Source organism: Bradyrhizobium sp. CCGB01 (genome assembly GCF_024199795.1).
GTDB lineage: Bacteria > Pseudomonadota > Alphaproteobacteria > Rhizobiales > Xanthobacteraceae > Bradyrhizobium.
Window position 1 is genome coordinate 6,102,664 of sequence record NZ_JANADK010000001.1, and the last position, 19,391, is coordinate 6,122,054.

At 63.6% G+C, this 19,391-nt stretch carries 23 protein-coding genes; 12 read left to right on the top strand and 11 right to left on the bottom strand.

The window, feature by feature from the left end; translation table 11 throughout:
* The first annotated feature begins 94 nt into the window (after positions 1 to 94).
* On the top strand, positions 95 to 1,123 hold the full coding sequence (locus NLM25_RS28430; RefSeq protein WP_254139191.1) for a patatin-like phospholipase family protein: 1,029 nt from the start codon (positions 95 to 97) through the stop codon (positions 1,121 to 1,123).
* A gap of 6 nt (positions 1,124 to 1,129) precedes the next feature.
* On the opposite strand, the gene NLM25_RS28435 is transcribed toward NLM25_RS28430, so the two are convergent.
* Positions 1,130 to 1,558, bottom strand: a complete 429-nt coding sequence (locus tag NLM25_RS28435; RefSeq protein WP_254120756.1) for a CBS domain-containing protein — start codon at positions 1,556 to 1,558, stop codon at positions 1,130 to 1,132.
* Positions 1,559 to 1,746: 188 nt separating this feature from the next.
* Positions 1,747 to 2,568 (bottom strand): rhomboid family intramembrane serine protease, encoded by an 822-nt coding sequence (locus tag NLM25_RS28440; protein ID WP_375167847.1) that lies wholly within the window; start codon positions 2,566 to 2,568, stop codon positions 1,747 to 1,749.
* A 467-nt stretch (positions 2,569 to 3,035) separates the two neighbouring features.
* On the opposite strand from NLM25_RS28440, the gene NLM25_RS28445 reads away from it, so the two are divergent.
* The 3 genes from NLM25_RS28445 to NLM25_RS28455 all read left to right on the top strand — a co-directional run bounded on the left by NLM25_RS28445 (position 3,036) and on the right by NLM25_RS28455 (position 5,185).
* Positions 3,036 to 3,590: a PAS domain-containing protein gene (locus NLM25_RS28445; protein WP_254120760.1), complete on the top strand. Its 555-nt coding sequence runs from the start codon at positions 3,036 to 3,038 to the stop codon at positions 3,588 to 3,590.
* A gap of 64 nt (positions 3,591 to 3,654) precedes the next feature.
* The gene (locus tag NLM25_RS28450) at positions 3,655 to 4,077 is read left to right on the top strand and encodes a cupin domain-containing protein (RefSeq protein WP_254139193.1); all 423 of its coding nucleotides are present in this window, start codon (positions 3,655 to 3,657) and stop codon (positions 4,075 to 4,077) included.
* A gap of 313 nt (positions 4,078 to 4,390) precedes the next feature.
* Positions 4,391 to 5,185: a Crp/Fnr family transcriptional regulator gene (locus tag NLM25_RS28455; protein WP_254139194.1), complete on the top strand. Its 795-nt coding sequence runs from the start codon at positions 4,391 to 4,393 to the stop codon at positions 5,183 to 5,185.
* 276 nt (positions 5,186 to 5,461) lie between these two features.
* On the opposite strand, the gene NLM25_RS28465 is transcribed toward NLM25_RS28455, so the two are convergent.
* Positions 5,462 to 5,935, bottom strand: a complete 474-nt coding sequence (locus NLM25_RS28465; RefSeq protein ID WP_254139195.1) for a phasin — start codon at positions 5,933 to 5,935, stop codon at positions 5,462 to 5,464.
* A 520-nt stretch (positions 5,936 to 6,455) separates the two neighbouring features.
* A complete protein-coding gene (locus NLM25_RS28470) occupies positions 6,456 to 6,842 on the bottom strand; it encodes a hypothetical protein (RefSeq protein ID WP_254139196.1) in 387 nt (128 codons plus the stop codon).
* A 147-nt stretch (positions 6,843 to 6,989) separates the two neighbouring features.
* On the opposite strand from NLM25_RS28470, the gene NLM25_RS28475 reads away from it, so the two are divergent.
* Positions 6,990 to 7,496: a GNAT family N-acetyltransferase gene (locus NLM25_RS28475; protein ID WP_254141282.1), complete on the top strand. Its 507-nt coding sequence runs from the start codon at positions 6,990 to 6,992 to the stop codon at positions 7,494 to 7,496.
* Between the two features lie 125 nt (positions 7,497 to 7,621).
* Positions 7,622 to 7,924: a hypothetical protein gene (locus NLM25_RS28480; protein WP_254139197.1), complete on the top strand. Its 303-nt coding sequence runs from the start codon at positions 7,622 to 7,624 to the stop codon at positions 7,922 to 7,924.
* A 78-nt stretch (positions 7,925 to 8,002) separates the two neighbouring features.
* Here the strand turns inward: NLM25_RS28480 and NLM25_RS28485 are convergent, their stop codons facing one another.
* Positions 8,003 to 9,955 (bottom strand): DEAD/DEAH box helicase, encoded by a 1,953-nt coding sequence (locus NLM25_RS28485; RefSeq protein WP_254139198.1) that lies wholly within the window; start codon positions 9,953 to 9,955, stop codon positions 8,003 to 8,005.
* A gap of 259 nt (positions 9,956 to 10,214) precedes the next feature.
* Between NLM25_RS28485 and NLM25_RS28490 the strand changes: the two genes are divergently transcribed.
* Positions 10,215 to 10,955 (top strand): metallophosphoesterase, encoded by a 741-nt coding sequence (locus NLM25_RS28490; RefSeq protein ID WP_254139199.1) that lies wholly within the window; start codon positions 10,215 to 10,217, stop codon positions 10,953 to 10,955.
* 63 nt (positions 10,956 to 11,018) lie between these two features.
* A complete protein-coding gene (locus tag NLM25_RS28495; RefSeq protein ID WP_254139200.1) occupies positions 11,019 to 11,372 on the top strand; it encodes a cupin domain-containing protein in 354 nt (117 codons plus the stop codon).
* Between the two features lie 22 nt (positions 11,373 to 11,394).
* Here NLM25_RS28495 and NLM25_RS28500 read toward each other — a convergent pair whose 3' ends face one another.
* The 5 genes from NLM25_RS28500 to NLM25_RS28520 all read right to left on the bottom strand — a co-directional run bounded on the left by NLM25_RS28500 (position 11,395) and on the right by NLM25_RS28520 (position 16,216).
* Positions 11,395 to 11,907, bottom strand: a complete 513-nt coding sequence (locus NLM25_RS28500; protein WP_254139201.1) for a hypothetical protein — start codon at positions 11,905 to 11,907, stop codon at positions 11,395 to 11,397.
* Positions 11,908 to 12,018: 111 nt separating this feature from the next.
* Positions 12,019 to 12,426: a VOC family protein gene (locus NLM25_RS28505; RefSeq protein WP_254139202.1), complete on the bottom strand. Its 408-nt coding sequence runs from the start codon at positions 12,424 to 12,426 to the stop codon at positions 12,019 to 12,021.
* Entirely contained in the window at positions 12,426 to 14,171 is a 1,746-nt protein-coding gene (locus NLM25_RS28510) for a serine hydrolase (RefSeq protein WP_254139203.1), read from the bottom strand. The genes NLM25_RS28505 and NLM25_RS28510 overlap by 1 nt, the downstream gene beginning before the upstream one ends.
* A gap of 121 nt (positions 14,172 to 14,292) precedes the next feature.
* Positions 14,293 to 15,444 (bottom strand): zinc-binding dehydrogenase, encoded by a 1,152-nt coding sequence (locus NLM25_RS28515; protein WP_254120784.1) that lies wholly within the window; start codon positions 15,442 to 15,444, stop codon positions 14,293 to 14,295.
* 133 nt (positions 15,445 to 15,577) lie between these two features.
* The gene (locus NLM25_RS28520; RefSeq protein WP_254139204.1) at positions 15,578 to 16,216 is read right to left on the bottom strand and encodes a Clp protease N-terminal domain-containing protein; all 639 of its coding nucleotides are present in this window, start codon (positions 16,214 to 16,216) and stop codon (positions 15,578 to 15,580) included.
* A gap of 321 nt (positions 16,217 to 16,537) precedes the next feature.
* On the opposite strand from NLM25_RS28520, the gene NLM25_RS28525 reads away from it, so the two are divergent.
* Complete coding sequence (locus tag NLM25_RS28525) at positions 16,538 to 16,687, top strand: hypothetical protein (protein WP_254139205.1); 150 nt, start codon at positions 16,538 to 16,540, stop codon at positions 16,685 to 16,687.
* Positions 16,684 to 17,016, top strand: a complete 333-nt coding sequence (locus NLM25_RS28530) for a GNAT family N-acetyltransferase (RefSeq protein WP_254139206.1) — start codon at positions 16,684 to 16,686, stop codon at positions 17,014 to 17,016. Before NLM25_RS28525 ends, NLM25_RS28530 begins: the two co-directional genes overlap by 4 nt.
* Here NLM25_RS28530 and NLM25_RS28535 read toward each other — a convergent pair.
* Positions 17,000 to 17,761, bottom strand: coding sequence for a bifunctional 2-polyprenyl-6-hydroxyphenol methylase/3-demethylubiquinol 3-O-methyltransferase UbiG (locus tag NLM25_RS28535; RefSeq protein WP_254139207.1), 762 nt, complete (start codon positions 17,759 to 17,761; stop codon positions 17,000 to 17,002). The two genes, NLM25_RS28530 and NLM25_RS28535, sit on opposite strands and share 17 nt — an antisense overlap.
* Before the next feature lie 59 nt (positions 17,762 to 17,820).
* Between NLM25_RS28535 and NLM25_RS28540 the strand changes: the two genes are divergently transcribed.
* Positions 17,821 to 18,420 (top strand): LysE family translocator, encoded by a 600-nt coding sequence (locus NLM25_RS28540; RefSeq protein WP_254139208.1) that lies wholly within the window; start codon positions 17,821 to 17,823, stop codon positions 18,418 to 18,420.
* A gap of 29 nt (positions 18,421 to 18,449) precedes the next feature.
* A complete protein-coding gene (locus NLM25_RS28545; protein WP_254139209.1) occupies positions 18,450 to 19,247 on the top strand; it encodes an alpha/beta fold hydrolase in 798 nt (265 codons plus the stop codon).
* The last annotated feature ends 144 nt before the right edge of the window (positions 19,248 to 19,391 follow it).

Consider the following 19,391-nt stretch of genomic DNA (forward strand, 5'->3'; position numbering starts at 1 on the left):
GAACGGTATAAACCATGCTTTGCCCCTGTTCTGGCGGAGCGGAAGTACGGCGCCTACTCTGGTGTGAGGGCTGGCCCGGAGTAGGAGGGTTTCGGTGCTTGATATCTTGAAGGGTCGGGGCGTGAACGGCTCCAATGGCGAGAAGGTCGGTCTTGGCAGCGTCCGACGGCCGGTTATTGGCCTTGCACTCGGCGGTGGCGCGGCGCGCGGCTTTGCCCATATCGGCATCCTCAGGACCCTGGCCGCCAATGGCATCGTCCCCGACGTCGTGGTCGGCACCTCGATCGGCGCCGTGGTCGGCGGCCTTCATGCGGCCGGCCGGCTCGATACGCTCGAGGACTGGGGGCGCAGCCTGCAAGGCATGCGCAACATCCTCGGCTATCTCGACATCCGCCTCAACGGCTCCGGCTTGATCGGCGGCGAAAAGCTCGCCACCCGGCTCGAGGAAGCAGTCGGCCAGACCCTGATCGAAGACCTTCCGATCAAGTTCGCCGCCGTCGCGACTGAAGTCCGCACCGGCCACGAGATCTGGCTGACGCGCGGCCGCGTGGTCGAGGCGATGCGCGCCTCCTACGCCCTGCCGGGCATCTTCTCGCCCGTCCTGATCGGTGACCGCTGGCTGGTCGACGGCGCGCTGGTGAATCCCGTGCCGGTCTCGGCCGCGCGCGCGCTCGGCGCCGAAATCGTCATCGCTGCAAATCTTTCCAGCGACATCTTCACCCATTCCACGACGATCTATGCGCACGGCACGGTGCCCGAACCGGACGCGCCCGTGGTCGCGGCGACACCGGCGAAGCGGCGCTTTCCGCGATTGTTCTCGCCCGAGAAAACCATGAAGCGCGAGTTCTTCGGCGGGGCCGGACGGCCCGGCATCTCCTCGGTGATGGTCGACGCCTTCAACATCATGCAGGACCGCATCACCCGCGCCCGCCTTGCCGGCGATCCACCCGATCTCCTGATCACGCCGCGGGTCGGCCAGTTCGGCTGGTTCGACTTCCACCGCTCCGAGGATCTGATCGCGCACGGTACGCGCGCCGCCGAGCGCGCGCTGGAATCGATCCAGGAGGCAATCCATGTGCTGGCGCCGGCGCCCGCGGGCACCGCGCCGACGGCGAACGAGTGAGACCGGTCAGGCGGTCTTGATGTAGTCGCGCAGGGCTTCCTGCTCGTTCTCGTATTCCTGGACGCGGCGCTTGACGATGTCGCCGATCGAGATCAGGCCGACCACCTTGCCGTTGTCGACGACGGGCAGATGGCGGAACTTGCCGGTGGTCATCGTCTCCATGAGCTCGGCAACCGTGTCGGTCTCCTTGCAGGTCACGACCTTGCGGGTCATGACCTGAGAGACCGGCTCCTCCAACGCGCCGGCGCCGCGCTCGCCGATCACGCGCACGATGTCGCGCTCGGACAGGATGCCTTCGAGGCGGCTCTGGTTCATCACCAGCACTGCGCCGATCTTCTTCTCGCCGAGCAGCTTGACCGCAGCAGCCAGTTTGGCGTCGGGCTCGACGCTCATGATCTGGTGGCCCTTGGCGTTGAGAATGGAACGTACCGTCATTGTCGCCTCCTGAATCGGATCCGTCCGCTCTTCGCGGTCCGGACTTGTTCTTCGAGTCTTCAACTAACAGTTTAGGCGCCGGTTTCGCGCTCGGGCGCTTTGCGAAGCATTGCCGCTAGCGGCTTGTCGCTTCGGAACATTCTTCTCGGGAATGATGGATGAATTCGGGCGGCGTCGCAAGCGCCGCTTCAAATTCGGTCTGAAACGTCCTGTGATGACGCATCCGCAGCATCGTTTCGCACGCGCGGCACGGGATCGAACAGCGCGAACAGCAGAAGGCCTGCGAAGAAGCCGCCGATATGCGCCTGCCAGGCGACGCTCGTGGTTTCGGAGTCCACGCCGATGGCGCCGACGCCGAAGATGATGTTGACGCCGAACCAGACCGCGAGGAAGCCGACCACGCGCCCGTCGCGCAGCGCGCGCGACAGCGGCAGTGCCGGAACCCGCGCGGCGGTATCGGCGTCCGATCGGTTGAACGACAGGAAGCTGCCGCGAACAAACGCGAAGCGGATCGCCGCCGCCATCGCGCCGGACACCGAGGCCGAGGCGCCGATCATCGGCGCCACCGCGTGCTCATGGGTGACGAGATGGGCGAGCGCGCCGGCGGCCGCCGTCACCGCCAGAAAGAGGAAGAACCTGATCGCGCCAAAGCGCCGGGCCAGCGCGCTGCCAAACGGCAGCAGCCACAGCACGTTGAAGCCGAGATGGGTCAGATTGGCGTGCAGCAGCGAATAGGTCACGAAGGTCCAGACCTTTGCGCCGGCCCCACCGGGGATCTGCAGATTGAGCAGCGAAGAATCGTAGCGCTTCGGGATGAAGCCGAAGACGTCGACGGTCCAGTTCTCGATCTCCGGCGGCAGCAGCATCCGCAAATGGATCACCGCCAGCAGGATGATGTAGGCGGTCAGCGCGACCGGCAGCGTCAGGATCGGCTCGCGCGGAGGTCCCTCGACAACAGCCGGCATGTCCGGTCGAGGATCTTGCGGCGGAGAATCTTGCGGGGAATCCAAGGCAGCTTCGCTTTCAGGCGCGATCGGAGCGACGGGCTTAACGACAGATCTTGGAGATAGTCGCCTTTGCCGGCCTAGCGCAAGTGCACAAAAGGAAAAGGCAGGGCCCTGGGAAAGCCCTGCCTGTCCGTGTCGGTCTTCCGGTACCCAGAGGAAAAAGGTGTATCCCCCCCCCTCCCCGCGGCCCGCGACCAAACTGTTTGACGCCTGTGTACAGGCCCCGCCGAGAACCTGGATGAAAGCGGCGAGGCTTGCGACCGCGATCACCATACCAGCGGGGCTTGGGACGGAAAGCGCATAGTTAATTTAACGTTAACGACGCAAAGACGGCCTCCGGGGGTGCGAAAACGCCTCCACGGCATGGACGCTGCAAATCCCCTCCTGCACAACAACGAAAGGGATCGCGGGTGCACTGAAGCGGGACAGGTTTGTCCCGTGAAGTAGCGCCCCGGGGTAAGCGTTCAGTCATGAAACATCCATCGAGCCGCGCATTCTTCGCGTATTGGGACAAGAAGCGCGGCACTGCGCGAGCCCCTGATCGGGCCGACATCGATCCGGCCGCGGTCCGCGGCCTGCTCGGCGACATCTTCGTGCTGTCCTGCGAACAAAACCTCGGCTTCCCGTTCCGCGTTGCCGGCACGCGCGTCTGCGCGCTCGCGGGGCTCGACCTCAAGGACCAGAGTTTTGCGGCGATGTTCACCGAGGCCAGCCGCAGCGAGATCGAGGAGATCACCACCATCGTCGCCGACGAGACGTTAGGTGCGATCGCCGGCATCACCGCGGCGCGTGAAGACGGCAGCAAGGCGCATCTCGAGTTGCTGCTGCTGCCCTTCAACGCCCGCCCGCATACGCCGGTGAGTGTCACGGGCGTGCTCGCACCGTTCGACGACGAATGCGGCGCGTTGTCCGCATTCGCCCTCACCTCCTGGCGCTATCTGCACCAGCCGGAGAAGCTGCTGCCGCGCGCGATCCGCAAATTGCAGATCGCACGCGGGCTGATGGTGTATGAGGGGCTGAGGTAATTTTTCGCTCCGATGTGGGCGAACGACGCGACTTCGATGCAGCCTCTCACCGGATGATCCGGCCATGTCCGACATGATCGATTTCGGCACGCTTCAGCTCCGCTTCCTGCACAGCAAGGATGACACCGGCGGCAGCGTCGACATCTTCGAAATGACGTTGCAGCCGAATGCGCGGATGCCGATCCCGCACTATCACGACCGCTGGGACGAAACCATCTACGGGCTGTCCGGCGTATCGACCTGGACGATCGACGGCAAGCAGAACGATCTCGGCCCCGGAGAATCGGTCTTCATCAAGCGCGGCATCGTGCACGGCTTCACCAACCGTTCGATGGGACCGGCAACATGCCTGTGCATCCTGAGCCCCGGGGTGCTGGGCCCGCAATATTTCACGGAGATGGCCGCACTCCTGTCGGCCGGCGCGCCACCCGATCCCGCGAAGATGAAAGAGACGATGCTGCGCTACGGACTGGTACCGGCTGCGTGAGCAAGGCTTGCAGCGCCGGCTGATCGCGTAGCCATCTGCCCGCTGCAGATCGCGCGCAGGCTGATGGTGTATGAGGGGCTGAGTTAGAGCAACGCTGATGCCGTGCGCGCAGCGCGTGCAAACGGCCCGATCATTGTCGCCCGATCAGATCTCGGATCAACGTGCCGGCGTGTAGACTTGCGATCTAGCAGTGGAACCTTAACTGCTATCGTGCGTTTTCCTGTCTGCCGGGCAAGTGTCTGCACGGCAACGCGGCTCGGCCGGAGACGATGCATTCGCTCGCCGCCGGGCCTCCGTCGAGGGACCATTCCCCGTGATGGAGCACGCGACCAGAGTTGGTAATCGCCTGTTAGCTGCGTTACCGCCGGCCGACTTCGCCTTGCTCGCACCGCATCTGCGGAAAGTGCCTCTTCCACACGACGCAGTCCTGGTCCGGTCGGGCGACCGGATCGAACACCTTTACTTCCCCTGCAGCGGCGCGATCGCCTTCATCATGGAGTTGCCGAACGGACAGACGGCCGCAACCGCCGTCATCGGCAACGACGGCGCCGTCGGCCTCATGACGGCGCTCGGCCCCCTCCGCTCCCCCATGACGGCGGTCGTCCGCGTCGCCGGCACCGCATTGCAAGTCTCGCCCGCGCGGTTTCAGACGGCGCTCGAACGCAGTCCCGCCATCAGAAGGTTGGTTCAGATTCTCACCAGGGCGCTGATGACCCAAGTCCAGCACGTCGCGGCCTGCAACGCGCTGCACTCCGTCGAAGCCCGCCTGGCCCGCTGGCTGCTTCACATTCACGATCGGACGGAGGGCAGCAGTGACGCCCTGCCCCTGACGCAGGAGACGCTGTCGGAACTGCTCGGCGTCCGGCGCACCACCGTCACGCACATCGTGAGCGCACTTCGCGCGTCAAGGGCCCTGAAATCCAGCCGGCGCGGCCAACTCGAAATCGACAGGCAGCGGCTCGAGATCGTCGCATGCGAGTGCTACAAGGTGATGAGCCGCCGGATCGATCGGATCGTTTCGCAGGATGCCGTCAGGCTGCTTCACGCCGCGCCGGCCCGCAACGGCTGCCCGCCCCCGGACTTCCCGTTCGCCAAGACCGATTCATAGACCCAGGCCTCCTTGGCGAACCACTCGTGCGTCGCCGCGCACATCCCGCAATATGTGCGCGAAAAGAACACTGCACTGCATCGAAATCGTTCGCGATCCATCTCGATCCCGGTCGAAATGGCGCGGCCCGTTTCCGGGCATTTGATCATCACCATACCCATCTGATTTCCTCCAGCTTGGCATCAGCTCGCGGCAAGTCTGGCCGCCACCGGCTGGACGGCGTCTCTTCTGGCGAAGACGCTCGTCCAGCCGATCCACGCGGCCGTTAGCCTCGATTCAAGCAGCCCTATGTAGAACCCGGTTGAAGCTCTTCTTGATCGGCTCGGCCGTTTCGGTCGCGACCTTCTGGGCAAGGTCCCAAAGCTCCCGATTCTGGCCAGAAGCCACTTCAAAGGTCTTGCGGCTGTGGGTGGTGGAGAGGTTCACGACATCGGCAAACGATCTCGCATTCGCCAGCTGGGACAGGAATTCCAGCGCGGAGCTGGTATTGACGTTCGATATTTCAATGACCTTGGTGCCGTAATCGGCGGCACGCGTGGCACTGGTCGACCAGGCTTCGCGGAGAGCTCCGCTGATCTCCTCGGAAGCCACCTTCATCTGCTCGAAATTTGCCTTGGCCCGCGCGGCGCGTTGCTCGGCGAGATCGCCGAAGATCGCCTGGATGTTGAAAAATGGCATGCCGAACTTGAGCTTTGCGTCACCATTCGGCGGAGTGGCATTCGTCTCCGCTTTCACATTGGCATCGTTCATCGTCATTCATCCTTTCACGCGAAACCAGATAATGGATTGAAGACTCCCCGAAGCTCCCTGGTGCGGGCCGCACCGGGAAACCAGTGCCCCTACTCTCAAAACGGAGGGATGCTGTTGCCGATGTGATGCTCTCGCCCCCGCCGGAGCCAACTATGACCAACTAAAGTCGGGCCTTCGGTTCGCTTTCGGACTCTCGACTTGAATAAATTCGCCTCAAGCGACGAAGCGACACAGGCGGCCGCTTTTACGTCGTTCAAGTTGCCGCAATGACTTCTGCCAACTTGAGATCAGCTCCGGCGACGCCGGTACCCGGAGCTTCCTCCGGGTGTGCGGCCAGGACTTGCCCGTTTCCGGATAGCGGCTTGTTGCCGATTGGCTGCGCGTTGATGGACCGCCCTGCCGCGCACCGCCTTGAACGATACTTCGTATCGCCAACGCCGCGCTGCGTCCGGGGCACGAGACCGGTGGCGTCTCATCGAATTTCAGACGCCACCTCGCATTCCCGCAGCGGATGGTCCGCTCACGGCATCGCCAGATGCCAGGCGCCGTTCAAAAAGCCGTCGCCGGTGACGTCGCCGGGCTTCTGGTCCTTGGCGAAGGTGTAGAGCGGCTTGCCCTTGTAGGCCCACTGCCTCGATCCGTCGTCGCGCGTGATGACTGTGTAGCCGTCGGCCGCGGCATCGCTCGGCTCGGCCTTCAGCACGGGCCAGTTTGTCGCACAAGGTCCGTTGCAGGCCGACTTGCCGTCCGCATCCTTGTCGAAGGTGTAGAGCGTCATGCCCTTGGCGTCGGTGAGCACGTTGCCCTTGTCGGTCTCGCCGGTCTTGGTCGGCGGCGCGGCGAAGGCGGCGGGAACGATCGCGAGCGAGACTGCGAGCGTGAGCGCGAGGCGGATCGAGGACGTCATGGTATCTCCTGTCATGCAATTGGCTTGCATGGGATAGGACGCCGCGCGACGCTTCGTATTCCTCGGACGGCGGCAAAGATATTTTTCGCTGCGCGCAGCGTCGCGGCGGAATAAACTGGAATGATTGAGACGGACCAACAGATCGACATGAGCATGCCGCATTGGCGTCCCGCGCGCGCCTCCGACCTGATCGCGATCAGCGCGATCGCAGCGCGGATCCATCCTGATCTTCCTGAGAGCCCCGACGTGTTCGCGGAGAAGATGCGGCTCTATCCCGATGGCTGCCGCGTGCTCATCGCCGACGACGAGATCGCCGGCTACGGACTGGCGCATCCCTGGAAGCAGCACCGGATTCCGCCGCTCAACCGCTTCCTCGAACGGTTGCCCGATGATGCGGATTGTCTCTACGTGCACGACGTTGCCGTGCTGCCTGATTTCCGCGGCGGCGTTGCGCGCGCTTATGTTGCAACGACCGAGGAGCTGGCGCGCGCCTCACGCGTCGCAACGCTCGCGCTGGTCTCGGTCTACGCCACGCGGCCGTTGTGGGAACGTCTCGGCTTCCAGCCCGTCACGGCGGACGCGGAACTGCGCGCAAAGCTCGCGTCCTACGGCGAAGGCGCGACCTACATGCTCCGCGACCTCGCTGCGACGTAACGCCCCTATCCTGCGCCCCGGCTCACGCGGGCGTGAAGCGTGGCACTCGAACCGGTTTTAGCCAGCCTCCGTCGAAGAACTGTGCGGGCCGTTCTGGTCTCGCCGAACGAGACTGGAGAATTTCCATGAAACTCACATTGTCGAAAGTTGCTTTGATTGCATTCGTTGCGACGACGGCGTTCAGCGCAACCAGTGCCAACGCTGCGCAATTCCGGACCTACGGCTGCGATTCCGCTTTCTTCGAGGGCTGCGGCTTTCTGATCGAGATGCCGACCCCGGTTGGCAGAAGCCGCGTCAACCTCACTCACGACACCTCACCCACCTACATGAAGCAGACCGATCCCCGCTACAGCTCGGCGATGCGTGATGCCGGCGGTGGTGGCGGCGGCGGAGGTGGTGGTGGTGGTGGTGGCGGCGGTGGCCGCTGATCCCGCACCTGATTTTTCAGATGATGTCGCCGGTGCGATCCGGCGGCATCATTGTTGTCGATGTTGATCGCCGGCAGTTCAGCCGCGATGCTTTTTCTTCTTCGGCTTCTTTCCCGGCGCGCCCTTCACCGGCCAAGGGGTGACTGAGGGCTCAGCGTGGCCCGGCTTGTTCTTGTGCTTCTTTTTCTTTCCGAACGCCGGAGCATCGTCGAATTTCGGCGCGCGCTCGCCGTGAGGCTTGCCGCGTGGCTTGAATCCACCCGTGTCGCGCGCGCGATCGCCCTGACGTTCACGATGGTCGCTGTCGCGGGCTTCGCGCCGAGGTGCCTCGAACCGCTCTTCTGACGGCGCCTGCCGCTGCGGCGCATCCGCCATCGGCTCGATGCGAATGCTGTCTTCCTTGTCCGGTCGCTTGACCTTGACGGCGAAGGACTCCGCGACCCGCTCGGAAATCTCGAACTCGGTGGTCGTGTCCATGATCTTGATGGCGCCGATGTCGCGCTTGTCGATGCCGCCGCGGCGGCAGATCATCGGCAGCAGCCAGCGCGCCTCCGCATTCTTGCGCCGTCCGATCGCGGCGCGAAACCAGACGCTCGCCTCCGCCATGCCGTGTTTCGAGGACGCTTTGCCGGACTTCGGTCGCACCTTCCCGGGACGATCGTCGCCGCCCTCGCCCTGAAACCTGTCACGACCGCGATCGTCGCGCGGCCGGCTGCTTCGCTCACCGGGATCGATGATGTCCTCGGGCGACGGCAGCCGCGCGCGATAGAGCCGCGCGAGCGCCGCGGCGATGTCCTCGGCCGACCGCTCGGCCAGCAATGCCTGCGCCAGCGCCAGATCGTCGGCGGTCGTCTCCTCGGTGAACAGCACGTCCTTCATGCGGTCATGATCGAGCTTGCGGATTTCCTCCGCCTGCGGCGCCGTGCCCCAGACAGCGTCGATGCCTGAGAGATTGAGCAGCAGCTCCGCGCGCCGCCGCCGCGCGGGCGGCACCAGGAGGACGCTTGTCCCCTTGCGGCCGGCACGCCCGGTGCGGCCCGAGCGATGCTGCATGACCTCGGCGTCGTTGGGCAGGTCGGCATGAATGACGAGATCGAGGCTCGGCAAATCGATGCCGCGGGCGGCAACGTCGGTCGCGACGCAAACGCGGGCGCGTCCGTCCCGCAGCGACTGCAGCGCCATGGTGCGCTCGTTCTGGGTCAATTCACCTGACAAGGCGACGACAGAGAAGCCGCGCTCCAGCAGCGCCGCCTGCAAATGCCTGACGTGATCGCGTGTGCTGCAGAACACCAGCGCGCTCGGCGCCTCGTAGAAGCGCAGCACGTTGACGACCGCGTGCTCGGCATCGGCGGGCGCGATCCGGATCGCGCGATACTCGATGTCGGCGTGACCGCCCTCGTCGCCGGCAACCTCGATCCGGAACGCCTGCTGCTGGTACTGCTTGGCCAGCGCGACGATGCCGCGCGGAAACGTCGCCGAGAACAGCAGGGTGCGCCGCGTATCCGGCGTGGTCTCGAGGATGAATTCCATGTCCTCGCGAAAACCGAGATTGAGCATCTCGTCGGCCTCGTCGAGGACGACCACCTTCAATTGCGAGATGTCGAGACGGCCGCGGCGCAAATGATCACACAACCGGCCGGGCGTGCCGACGACGATGTGAGCGCCGGCCGCAAGCTCGCGCTGCTCGCGGCGCGGATCCATGCCGCCGACACAGGAGACGACGCGGCCGCCCGCATGTCCGTAAAGCCAGGCGAGCTCGCGCTGGACCTGCAAGGCAAGCTCCCGGGTCGGCGCGACGATCAGGGCAAGCGGCGCACCGGCCTGCTCGAACCGCTCGGCGTGACCGAACAGATCCTTGGCCATGGCCAGACCATAGGCGAGCGTCTTGCCGGAGCCGGTCTGGGCCGAAACCAGCAGGTCGCGGCCAGCGGCGTCGTCCGCGAGCACGGCGAGCTGAACAGGGGTCGGGGAATCGTAGTTGCGCTCGGCCAAAGCTCGGGCGAGCGGCGGGGTCAGGGCCGGGAAAGACACGAGATGGAAAACCTTGGTTAATTCAGGCGCGGAACGGTGAACCGGCAGACCTGAGCTGCATGCGCGGCAAACGGCCCGGCCGCACGCTGGATTGATCAGGGCGCTCTTTACGCCAAGTGCTCTGAAATCACCATACCTCTGATGCATGGCTTGGCGGGGAGAACCGCGCCCGAAGGTTGCAGCAGATTTTTTTGGCCACCTCGATTAACCTGAAGCGCAATTGGACGAAGTTCGGGCCGAGGGTCGTGGGAGCACAACGATGCGATTGGCAGTCATTTCCGATATCCACGGCAACCTTGCTGCCTTGGAGGCCGTGCTGGCCGACATCAAGGCGCGTGGCGTCGATAGCACGGTCAATCTGGGCGATTGCGTCACCAGCCCTTTGTGGCCGCGAGAGACGTTCGAGGCACTCCAATCGCTATCGTTACCGACCGTGCGCGGAAACCATGACCGCTGGATTGAGGAGTTTCCAGAAGACAAGCTTTCATCGGCAGGCCGATTTGCGCGTCACGCATTGACTCCGGAGCAACGTCTCGCACTCCACAGCTTGCCTGCCCAGCTGCGGCTGGAGGACGGGATTTTGGCCTGCCATGGCACGCCCGATGACGATACGACGTGCCTGCTGGAAGAATCGCTCGACGACGGCCGCTTTGTGCCGGCGTGCCGCGACGTGCTTGCAACGCGCCTCCAGAGCGAGCCAACGGCGCGCGTCGTCCTGTGTGGTCACAGCCACCGCCAGGCGGCTGTTCATGGACCCGGCGGGTGTCTGGTTCTCAATCCGGGGAGTGTCGGTTGCCCCGTGTTCGCGGACATTCCTTTTGCCGCAAAGCTGGAATACCGCTCGCCTCACGCCCGCTATGCGATCATCACGAAACGAATGAGAGGCTGGCAGGTCGAGATGCTGGCCCTGGAATACGACTGGGAAGCGGCATCGGCGCAGGCGCTCGCCAACGGCCGTCCGGATTGGGCGCAGGCCATGTTATCCGGACATGTCAAATAGCCGGCCTTGCCGCGCCGGCCATTCGATCCCAAATCGTGCTCACGACAGAGCAACGGGGGAAACATGGCCGACAGCATATCACTTGCCGACAAGCTCGCGACCTTCGAGGACCATTGGTCGCCGCGCACAGTCACGACCTTCAACGATTGCGACGTGATGGTGGTGAAGGTGAAGGGCGAGTTCACCTGGCACAAGCACGACGACACCGACGATTTCTTTCTCGTCCTGAAGGGCCAGCTGGACATCGAATTGCGGGACCGCACAGTGACGCTCGGTCCGGGAGAACTCTATGTCGTGCCCAAAGGTATCGAGCACCGCCCAGTGGCGCGCGAGGAGGTTCACCTCATGCTGATCGAGCCGACCGGCACGCCGAATACTGGCGACAAGGCCACTGCCGCAGCGCGAAAGCTCGCGTAGAGGCAACGCGCGTAGCCCGGATCTAATCCCTCGACGTAGCCAGCCTGCTGAAGCTGCCGGCCAGCTTGGCTCTCGCCCGCGCAACAGCGTCCTTCGCCGCGCGGGTCAGGGCGCGGATGGCGCGCCAGGCCTCGGTCGCCTGTAGCCACGCCTTCATCTCGGTGAACTTGCCGTACGCCCAGGCGAAAGCCGGAATCTTCATCAGCTTGTCGCGCGTGAGATGGAACAGGCGCTCGACGAGCACGAGCTTGAGCAGTTCGCCGATGATGAAGGTCGCAGCGCCGCCTACGATCTGACCGGTTGCGGCGAGGTATGCTGCCACCGGCTTGATCGGCTCCAGAATGATGACGGGTACGGAAAACAAGGCGAGCGAGGGATAAGGCGAAAGCGACCTGATCCAGGCGCGCAAGCGCCTGAATTCGAAATGCCGGCCGATCCAGCGAGCTACCGGCCTCGCCACGGTCATGAAGACCGCATCCACCAGGAAGTAGATGGCGGCCAGGATGTAAGTGACGGGTTTCAGGATTCGCTTCACGATACCTCTCCCGCCAACTGTAAGCCGAAACCAGGGGCCTAAGTTTCACCTCGGCGTGAATAAGTCGCGGATTCCCGGTGGAACTTTTTGGGCATCGCCGGTCACCGCGTTTCAGATCTCCGCGTAGACCTCCAGAAGATTGCCGTCGGGGTCGCGGAAGAACAGCGTCCGATGCCCGAACGACTGGTCCGTCGGCGGCGACAGCAGCGTCACGCTCTGCCGCACGAGTTCGTCGGCGCAGGCATCGACCTCGGCCGCGTGCACTTTGAAGGCCAATTGCAGCGAGGCGCTGCCCGCCGGCGTCGGCGCGTCAGCCGCGGTCCGGCTTGGTCGTGCCAGGGCCAGTGTGTTGCTGCCCAGGCCGTACTCGATCCAGTTCGGCGAGAGCTCGCGCAGCAGCGGAAAGGCGAGCACATCCTCGTAGAAGCGGCGCATCGCCACCATGTCGCGCACGAAAATGACGGTGTAGTCGATCGCGCGAATGGCGTGGAAGGGGGAGTGCGGCTTACTTGACTCCATCAGTGACCACTCTCCTGCTCCAGCACGCGGTCGGCGACGGAGATGCCGTTCGGCTGGTGGAAGACGATCTGGTCGATACTCTCCCCCTCCCCGCGAAATTCGACGGCAAAACCCTCCAGCTCGGCGACGCGAAAACCGCGGCCCTGCTGCGGCTCCAGGCGATAGGCCGGCTGGTAGTCCGGCTTCAGAATGAGCCTGCCTTCGCTGTCCATGGTAACGCGATGAGTGATGGCGCCGCTCCTGAACTGCCCGACGCAGCGTGCGCGGAATGCGGGATCGACGCAGTCGCCGGCCGCACGGCGCTCGAACACGATGTCCTTTACCATCGGCTCCAGCGGCACCGACAGGTGCACAATGTTGCCGTCACGGTCGGTCTGGAAGGTGATAGGGAGATTATCAGGATGGAGCTGGTCGATGATCTCCGGCGTGACGAATGTCTCGAAATGCCGGTGCGACAACAGCGCGCCCATGCCGCGCCACGACCAATGCAGTGCGCCGTCGCGCTCGCGGATCGAGATCACACCATAGGCGGGATGAGCATAGTCGGCCGCATAAGCCGACAACGCATGCGCCGGCTTGGTGTCCTTGTAGCGCGCCCTCTCGCGCGCCTCCTTGTCGGCCGGGATATGGGCGATGAAGTCCTCGCGCATCTTGCGGAAACGCGAGAGCCAGTCGACCGGCTCCCGGCCGCGCAGCCGATCGATGATGTACCACGCCAGGATCGGCGGTATCTCGCTCGGACTGCGGTTGGTCAGAACGGCGACGCCTATGCCGGCGTCCGGGACCAGGGTCATAAACGAGCCCCACCCGTTCCAACCGCCGCCGTGCGATACCATGCGCTCGCCCCGGTAGCTGTTGGACTGAAGCCCCAATCCATAGTGCGCGTGGCCGAACTCGGAATATTCCGACTTGCCGACTGGAGCGAGCGGCGCGTGTAGTTGCTCCACCAGCGAAGCCGGAAGCAGGCGCTCGCCCTCGAACTCGCCCTTGCCGAGATGCAGCCGCATCCAGTTGGCGAGATCGGCGACCGACGTGTTGATGGCGCCTGCCGCCGTGGTGCGGATCGGGAGCCGCAGCGCTGGCGACCGCGTGTCGACGTCGATCTTGTAAGGCCGCGCCGGTTCAGGTCCTGCTTCGAGCTCATCGAGCGAGAAACTGACCGTCATGCCGAGCCGGTTTGTAAGACGCTCGCGCACGAAGGCTTCAAAGCTCTGGCCACTCAGCCGCTCGATAAGGAGACCGGCGGCGTTGTAACAGAGATTGCTGTATTGCCAGGTGGTGCGGATGTCGCGACTTAGTTCGAGGTGCCGCATCAGCGGCAGCATCTCGGCCGGCGCCAGATCGCCAGGCAAATGAATCCAATCATGCCGCGGCAACCCCGACTGATGGCTGAGCAGGTCGCGAATGGTGACACGTTCGGTCGCCACCGCGTCTGAGAGGCGAAACTCCGGCAGATAGTCGCGGACCGGTTTGGTCCAGTCGAGCAGCCCTTCGTGATGCAGCAATGCGATCGCGGTCGCGGTGAACGACTTCGTGATCGAGCAAATTACGAATTGCGTGCGCGGCGTAGCCGGCAAATCGGACTCGACGTCGCGCTGGCCGTAGGCGCGCGCAAGTACCACCTTGCCTTCCTGGACGACGGCAAGCGCGGTGCCCGGCACTTTCCAGATGGACATCGCTTCGGCGGCAAGCCGGTCGATATCGGAGATGAGGGATGCGTCGGAAAACTCGGATGAATTGTTCATGACACCTGCAGGCCTTGCGAGGTGCGCAAGGTAGCGGCTTCAACGTAAAATGGAAGTCACGGTTGCGATTTTTTCGCGACCGCTTGCCGCCCTCTCGGCGAGAGGAAGCTGAGATACAATCTCACTCCACCAATTCCGGCCACGGCACGATGGTCGACTTCACCGTCTTCATCGCCATCGCATCCCTCACCGCCTGCGCGACGCCCGCTTCCGTGAACGGATAGATCGTCTGCATCTTCAGCCAGGGGTACTTGCCCGCCGTGCGGTAGAGCATATCGACGCCGAGCGGCAGGTCGTTGCCGGTAAAGCCCCAGGATCCCAGTACGTTGAGATCCTTGGTACAGATGCGATGCCATGAAGTTTCGATAGAGCCGGCGTCGGTGAACTGCCCCATCTCGACATAGGTGCCGCCGTCGCGCAGCATCTCGATGCCTTCGGGGCCGGCGGTCGGATGGCCCGAGCAATCCATCACCAGGTCAGCACCGAAGCCGCCGACAATCTCGCGCACACGCGCGATGCGCTCCTGCGGCGATTTGATCTCCTCGATGTTCACGGTCGCCTCCGCGCCGAACTCGCGCGCGAGCTTCAGCCGCGGCTCCTCCGGCGCGCCGACGCAGATCACGCGCCCTGCCCCCATCTCCCTTGCGGCCGCGACAGCCAGGATGCCGATCGGGCCCGAGCCCTGGATCACCACGGTGTCGCCCCAGCTGAAGCCGCCGGCGCGGCTCGCGCGGTTGAAGGCGCGAATGCAGGACGTCAGCGGCTCAGACAACGCGCCAAGCCGCAGCGACATGTCGTCGGGCAGCTTGTAGATCTTGGTGCCGGGCAGCATGTCGAGATCGACATAGACATATTCGGCCCAGCCGCCCCACATGTGCGGCGCCTTGTCGAAGCCGAGATAGCGGCCGTAATAGACCGGCGTCAGGCACTTGTTGGCGGTCTGCGGATAATGAATACAGTAATAGCAGTGGCCGCAGGGCATCAGCGGAGGGATCATCACTTTCGAGCCGACCTTGAGCGGCTTGCTCATGAAGTCCTCGGTAAACTCCTCGCCGCACTCGACGATGATTCCACCGAGCTCATGGCCGAGCGTGAACGGCCAGGGCAGCGGCTTCGGCCAATGCCCCTTGAGGATATGCAGATCGGTGCCGCAGACGCCGCAGGCACCGACCTTGATCAGCGCGGCCTTGCGGCCGACCTTCGGCCACGGCACTGTGCGGATGACGGGCTCCGAGCCCGGCCCCGCGTGGGTGCAGACGCGAATCTGTTCCATGGCTGTTTCCTCGCTGCCCGCTTGTTGTGATTGATGGTGCGGGTTTGCGGTCAGCCTATGACAGCATCGCGACGTTGGAAATACCGTAGCCCGCATCTCAGCTCCGCGGGGACAGGAAACGTTCACCGTCCCCTCAACTGGCGCGAGGAAGCGCCCTCTCAAGACGCTCGCCGGTCATTCCATGCTCGCTCAGGAGCCAAACCGCAGGACTCGCGTTCTCGCCGAACATGGTCGCCAGCACGTCCAGCCCACTCGTTTCGCGTTGCAAGCTGCGCACGGTTGCACGATGCACCACACGTCGAAACGCAATCGTCGGCGTCGTGTCGCGCTCGCCGTTGATCATCACCCAGGTGCTCAGCTTGTCATCGATATATGAGGTCGTGGCTCGCCGCAGGGCTTGGAGGTCAATCTGGTTGGCATTCATCACCTCCAAGGCGTCCGGATCATCCAGCAGCGCAAGCAAGAGATGTTCGAGCGTGGCGAACTCATGCTTTCGCGCTTCGGCGTAGGCCAGAGCCCTTGCCAGGGTTAGGTCGAGTTCGTGGGTAAATCCCGCAGGCCATTTGATGCTTGCACGCGGTTGCCGAGACGAGGCTGCACGGGACTCAGGCGATCCGCGTCGAATAGCGGCCGCAAGCGTGTTCCAGTCAGCCAAGCCAAACAGCTCGGCAGTCAGTTCGAGGCTTTCGGCAATCGAAATCTTGAAGCCTTTGGAGACGAGAGAGGCGCGCAGCGTTTGCGCCATAGCTTTAGCATCGCGGAAGTCGCGCATGGCTTATTCCTTTGCTTGAACAACTCGAAAGCCAGTGCTTGCGTTGCCAGCCCGTTGTTCGGCAAAGGGGCCAAGACGATGCGTGCGATACGTTCACCATTCCCCGAAGGGCGCAAGCGGCAGGTCGTATCTACCAGAGCGAAACGTGGAGCGCCGTCCTCCAAGTGTCAAGAGCGATACCCCGTGGAAATTGCAAATAGTCTACACGCACGTGCTGGGCTACGATAAGTTGGCCCGTCCCCTACGAGGAGCAGTGGATACGGAATCGGTGATCCCGGATTGCACTCCGCTCCATCCGGATTACAATCGAGGGCGACGCCGATGCTGCGTGACTATCAGGCAAAGGATGCCGAAGCGGTCGTGCGCGTGGCGCTCGCCGCATTCGCGGAATTCGAGCCGCACTTTTCCGACTGGCCGCTGTTTAACGCCAATGTCGCGAAGATGCCGGAGCAGGCGAAACCGGCGAGATGATCGTTGCCGAAGACGATGGCCATGTCGTCGGCGCCGTCGCCTATGTCGGGCCGCAGCGGCCGAAGGCAGCGTTCTTCGATCCGGCCTGGCCGGTCATCCGCATGCTGGTGGTCGATCCTCTCGCGCGCGGCAAGGGCATCGGCCTGCAACTCACGGAAGAATGCCTTCGACGCGCCGAACGCGACCGCTCGCCGGTCATCGCGCTGCATACGACGCCGATCATGACGGTCGCGCTGCCGATGTATCTGCGCATGGGGTTTACGCGGGTTCGCGATGCGCCGGATATTCTGGGCGTGCCCTACGCGGTTTACGTCAAGACGCTGGGGTAGAAGCGCAGAGGCATATCTGCCGCATGCTTCCCGCGGTCAGCGGGCTGCGATCGAAGTCGCCGAAGCGCTCTACGAGGCTCAAGCCGCCCGAAGCCACGAGCAAAGGCATCTCCTGCGGAAAGATGCTGCGCATCCGCAAAGGGACCTTCCAAAAGTCCTTCTCCGTCTCGCTAGACCAGTACCAATCCACATGCCTGATTTGGGTAAGCGGATCGTAGCGTGCGGACTCCTCGACAGTGATCGCGCCAAGCACATGATGAACGACCGCGCCGATCAATTCGCGCCTCTCGGGATCTGAGTTCAGGATGGCGATATTCGGCAGAAACGCGTCAAATACCAGCCTGCCCTGCTGCGTCAGATGTCTGCCGACAGATCGGAAGAAGCCTCTGAAGTCATCGAGGCTGTGCAGGTGCAGGATCGAATTCATGGCGACGATGACCGTATCGAAGGTCCGGCCCTTGAGATCGAAATCCCGCATGTCCAGTCGAACGAGATCGACTTCGACCACCTGCGCTCTAGCGTGGCTCCGCGCGCGCTCCAGCATCTCCGCCGAAAGATCACCGCCAACGACCTCAAGCCCCGCCTGCGCCAGCGGAATGGTCAGGCGACCGCTGCCACACGCAAGATCGAGAACGCGACCGCCTCGCTCGCGCGCCGTCTCGACGTAAAAGCGTTCGAGGATCGGGTCTCGCGGCGCCATCAAGTCATACAAGTCGGGGCGATCGTAAAGACTGTTCTTTTCCATCAGGCGATTGTAGGGGATGACCCGTCGGAAAAATAGACAGAGTCGGAGGGGGCTTCGCAATGGGCATGGTCGCACTCGGTATATTCCTGACTGCGGCCGTCGGATTGCTGGGATCGCCGGGGCCGGCGATCGCGGCGCTCATCGCGGTCGGTCGCGCCCGGGGCTTCGTTGGCGGGCTGCCGTATTTTCTCGGACTTCAACTGGGTCTGGCCATCGCCGCAGGCGTCACCGCCGCGGGACTGTTTTCGCTGCTGACGACATTTCCGTCGGCCATGCGCGTCATGACGATCGCCGCCACGGTTTACCTCGTCTATCTCGCCTGGAAGATTGCGTCGTCCCCGGTCGGTGACACCGCCAAGGGAAGCAACGGCGCGCACGCCTCCCCGGCGGCCGGATTTCTCCTGGGTATGACGAATCCGAAGGCCTATCTGGCATTTGCGTCCCTGCTCGCGTCATACACCCTGATCAAGGAAAGCGCGCAGCACGACACCCTCGCGAAATGGTTCCTGCTGGTCGTGGTGATGATCGTGGTGGACATCGTCTGGCTCTATGTCGGGGTCTTCCTGCGAGGACTGATGCTGTCGCCAAACGGCGAGCGCGTGCTCAACGTTACACTCGGATTGATGGTGCTGGTCGCGGCCGGACTGGCGTTCGTCTAATCGCGCTCCCTCTTTGGCGGTCGGCTCAAATGACAAACTGGATTCACGGCAATATCCAAGCCAACGGCATCGACATCCATTATCTCCGAACCGGCAGAGACAAGCCGCCGTTGATTGCTCTGCATGGATTGACCGGAAGCGGCGCCTGCTGGACGCCGTTGGCGCGCGCGCTTGAAGATCGCTACGACGTGATCATGCCCGACGCGAGAGGACATGGCGCGTCGAGCGCGCCATCAGGCGGATATCTGTATGGTGACTTCGCGAGCGACGTCATCGGCCTCATCGAAGCGCTCGGGCTTGTCGCGCCAGTGCTGCTCGGCCATTCCATGGGCGGCATGACGGCGGCAGTGGTTGCTAGCGAGGTGGACACGGCCATTCGTGGTGTCATCCTGGCTGACCCGACGTTCCTGAGCCCCGAGCGCCAGCGCGAAGTCTACGAGAGCGACGTTGCCGAGCAGCATCGCCGGCTGCGCGGTCGTAACAAAGATGAGGTGCTGACCGAGACGAAGGCGCGGCAACCGCACCGTTCGCCCGAGCTACTCGAGCTGATCGTCGATGCGAGGCTGCGGACCGGCATCAGCGCTTTCGAAGTTCTCACACCGCCGAACCCGGATTATCGCTCGCTGGTCAAAGCCATCGCGGTCCCGAACCTGCTTGTCATAGGGGACAATGGCGTTGTCTCCGTCGAGACGGCGCGGGAGCTGCAGGGGCTCAATCCACGCCTTCGCTTTGAGCTGATTGCGAACGCCGGCCATGGGCTGCCGTATGACAGGCCGGAAGAGTTTGCGGCGGTGGTCAGGTCGTTTCTTGAAACAGTGGTTGGGTGACGTGCCGCTTCGTAGCCCGCATAAGCGAAGCGACATGCGGGAAAACTCCGTCCACAAAGACCCCGGATATCGCTTCGCTCATCCGGGCTACGGGAGCCCTCGCCCACACCTCCAATTGTCTTGAGCCGCCCGCAGCGACCGTGT

What these genes read in the sequence shown, in the direction of transcription:
- NLM25_RS28435 (WP_254120756.1), bottom strand. Translation starts at nt 1,558, where the DNA reads ATGACGGTACGTTCCATTCTCAACGCCAAGGGCCACCAGATCATGAGC.
- NLM25_RS28445 (WP_254120760.1), top strand. Translation starts at nt 3,036, where the DNA reads ATGAAACATCCATCGAGCCGCGCATTCTTCGCGTATTGGGACAAGAAG.
- NLM25_RS28450 (WP_254139193.1), top strand. Translation starts at nt 3,655, where the DNA reads ATGTCCGACATGATCGATTTCGGCACGCTTCAGCTCCGCTTCCTGCAC.
- NLM25_RS28465 (WP_254139195.1), bottom strand. Translation starts at nt 5,935, where the DNA reads ATGAACGATGCCAATGTGAAAGCGGAGACGAATGCCACTCCGCCGAAT.
- NLM25_RS28470 (WP_254139196.1), bottom strand. Translation starts at nt 6,842, where the DNA reads ATGACGTCCTCGATCCGCCTCGCGCTCACGCTCGCAGTCTCGCTCGCG.
- NLM25_RS28475 (WP_254141282.1), top strand. Translation starts at nt 6,990, where the DNA reads ATGAGCATGCCGCATTGGCGTCCCGCGCGCGCCTCCGACCTGATCGCG.
- NLM25_RS28480 (WP_254139197.1), top strand. Translation starts at nt 7,622, where the DNA reads ATGAAACTCACATTGTCGAAAGTTGCTTTGATTGCATTCGTTGCGACG.
- NLM25_RS28490 (WP_254139199.1), top strand. Translation starts at nt 10,215, where the DNA reads ATGCGATTGGCAGTCATTTCCGATATCCACGGCAACCTTGCTGCCTTG.
- NLM25_RS28495 (WP_254139200.1), top strand. Translation starts at nt 11,019, where the DNA reads ATGGCCGACAGCATATCACTTGCCGACAAGCTCGCGACCTTCGAGGAC.
- NLM25_RS28505 (WP_254139202.1), bottom strand. Translation starts at nt 12,426, where the DNA reads ATGGAGTCAAGTAAGCCGCACTCCCCCTTCCACGCCATTCGCGCGATC.
- NLM25_RS28510 (WP_254139203.1), bottom strand. Translation starts at nt 14,171, where the DNA reads ATGAACAATTCATCCGAGTTTTCCGACGCATCCCTCATCTCCGATATC.
- NLM25_RS28515 (WP_254120784.1), bottom strand. Translation starts at nt 15,444, where the DNA reads ATGGAACAGATTCGCGTCTGCACCCACGCGGGGCCGGGCTCGGAGCCC.
- NLM25_RS28520 (WP_254139204.1), bottom strand. Translation starts at nt 16,216, where the DNA reads ATGCGCGACTTCCGCGATGCTAAAGCTATGGCGCAAACGCTGCGCGCC.
- NLM25_RS28525 (WP_254139205.1), top strand. Translation starts at nt 16,538, where the DNA reads ATGCTGCGTGACTATCAGGCAAAGGATGCCGAAGCGGTCGTGCGCGTG.
- NLM25_RS28530 (WP_254139206.1), top strand. Translation starts at nt 16,684, where the DNA reads ATGATCGTTGCCGAAGACGATGGCCATGTCGTCGGCGCCGTCGCCTAT.
- NLM25_RS28535 (WP_254139207.1), bottom strand. Translation starts at nt 17,761, where the DNA reads ATGGAAAAGAACAGTCTTTACGATCGCCCCGACTTGTATGACTTGATG.
- NLM25_RS28540 (WP_254139208.1), top strand. Translation starts at nt 17,821, where the DNA reads ATGGGCATGGTCGCACTCGGTATATTCCTGACTGCGGCCGTCGGATTG.
- NLM25_RS28545 (WP_254139209.1), top strand. Translation starts at nt 18,450, where the DNA reads ATGACAAACTGGATTCACGGCAATATCCAAGCCAACGGCATCGACATC.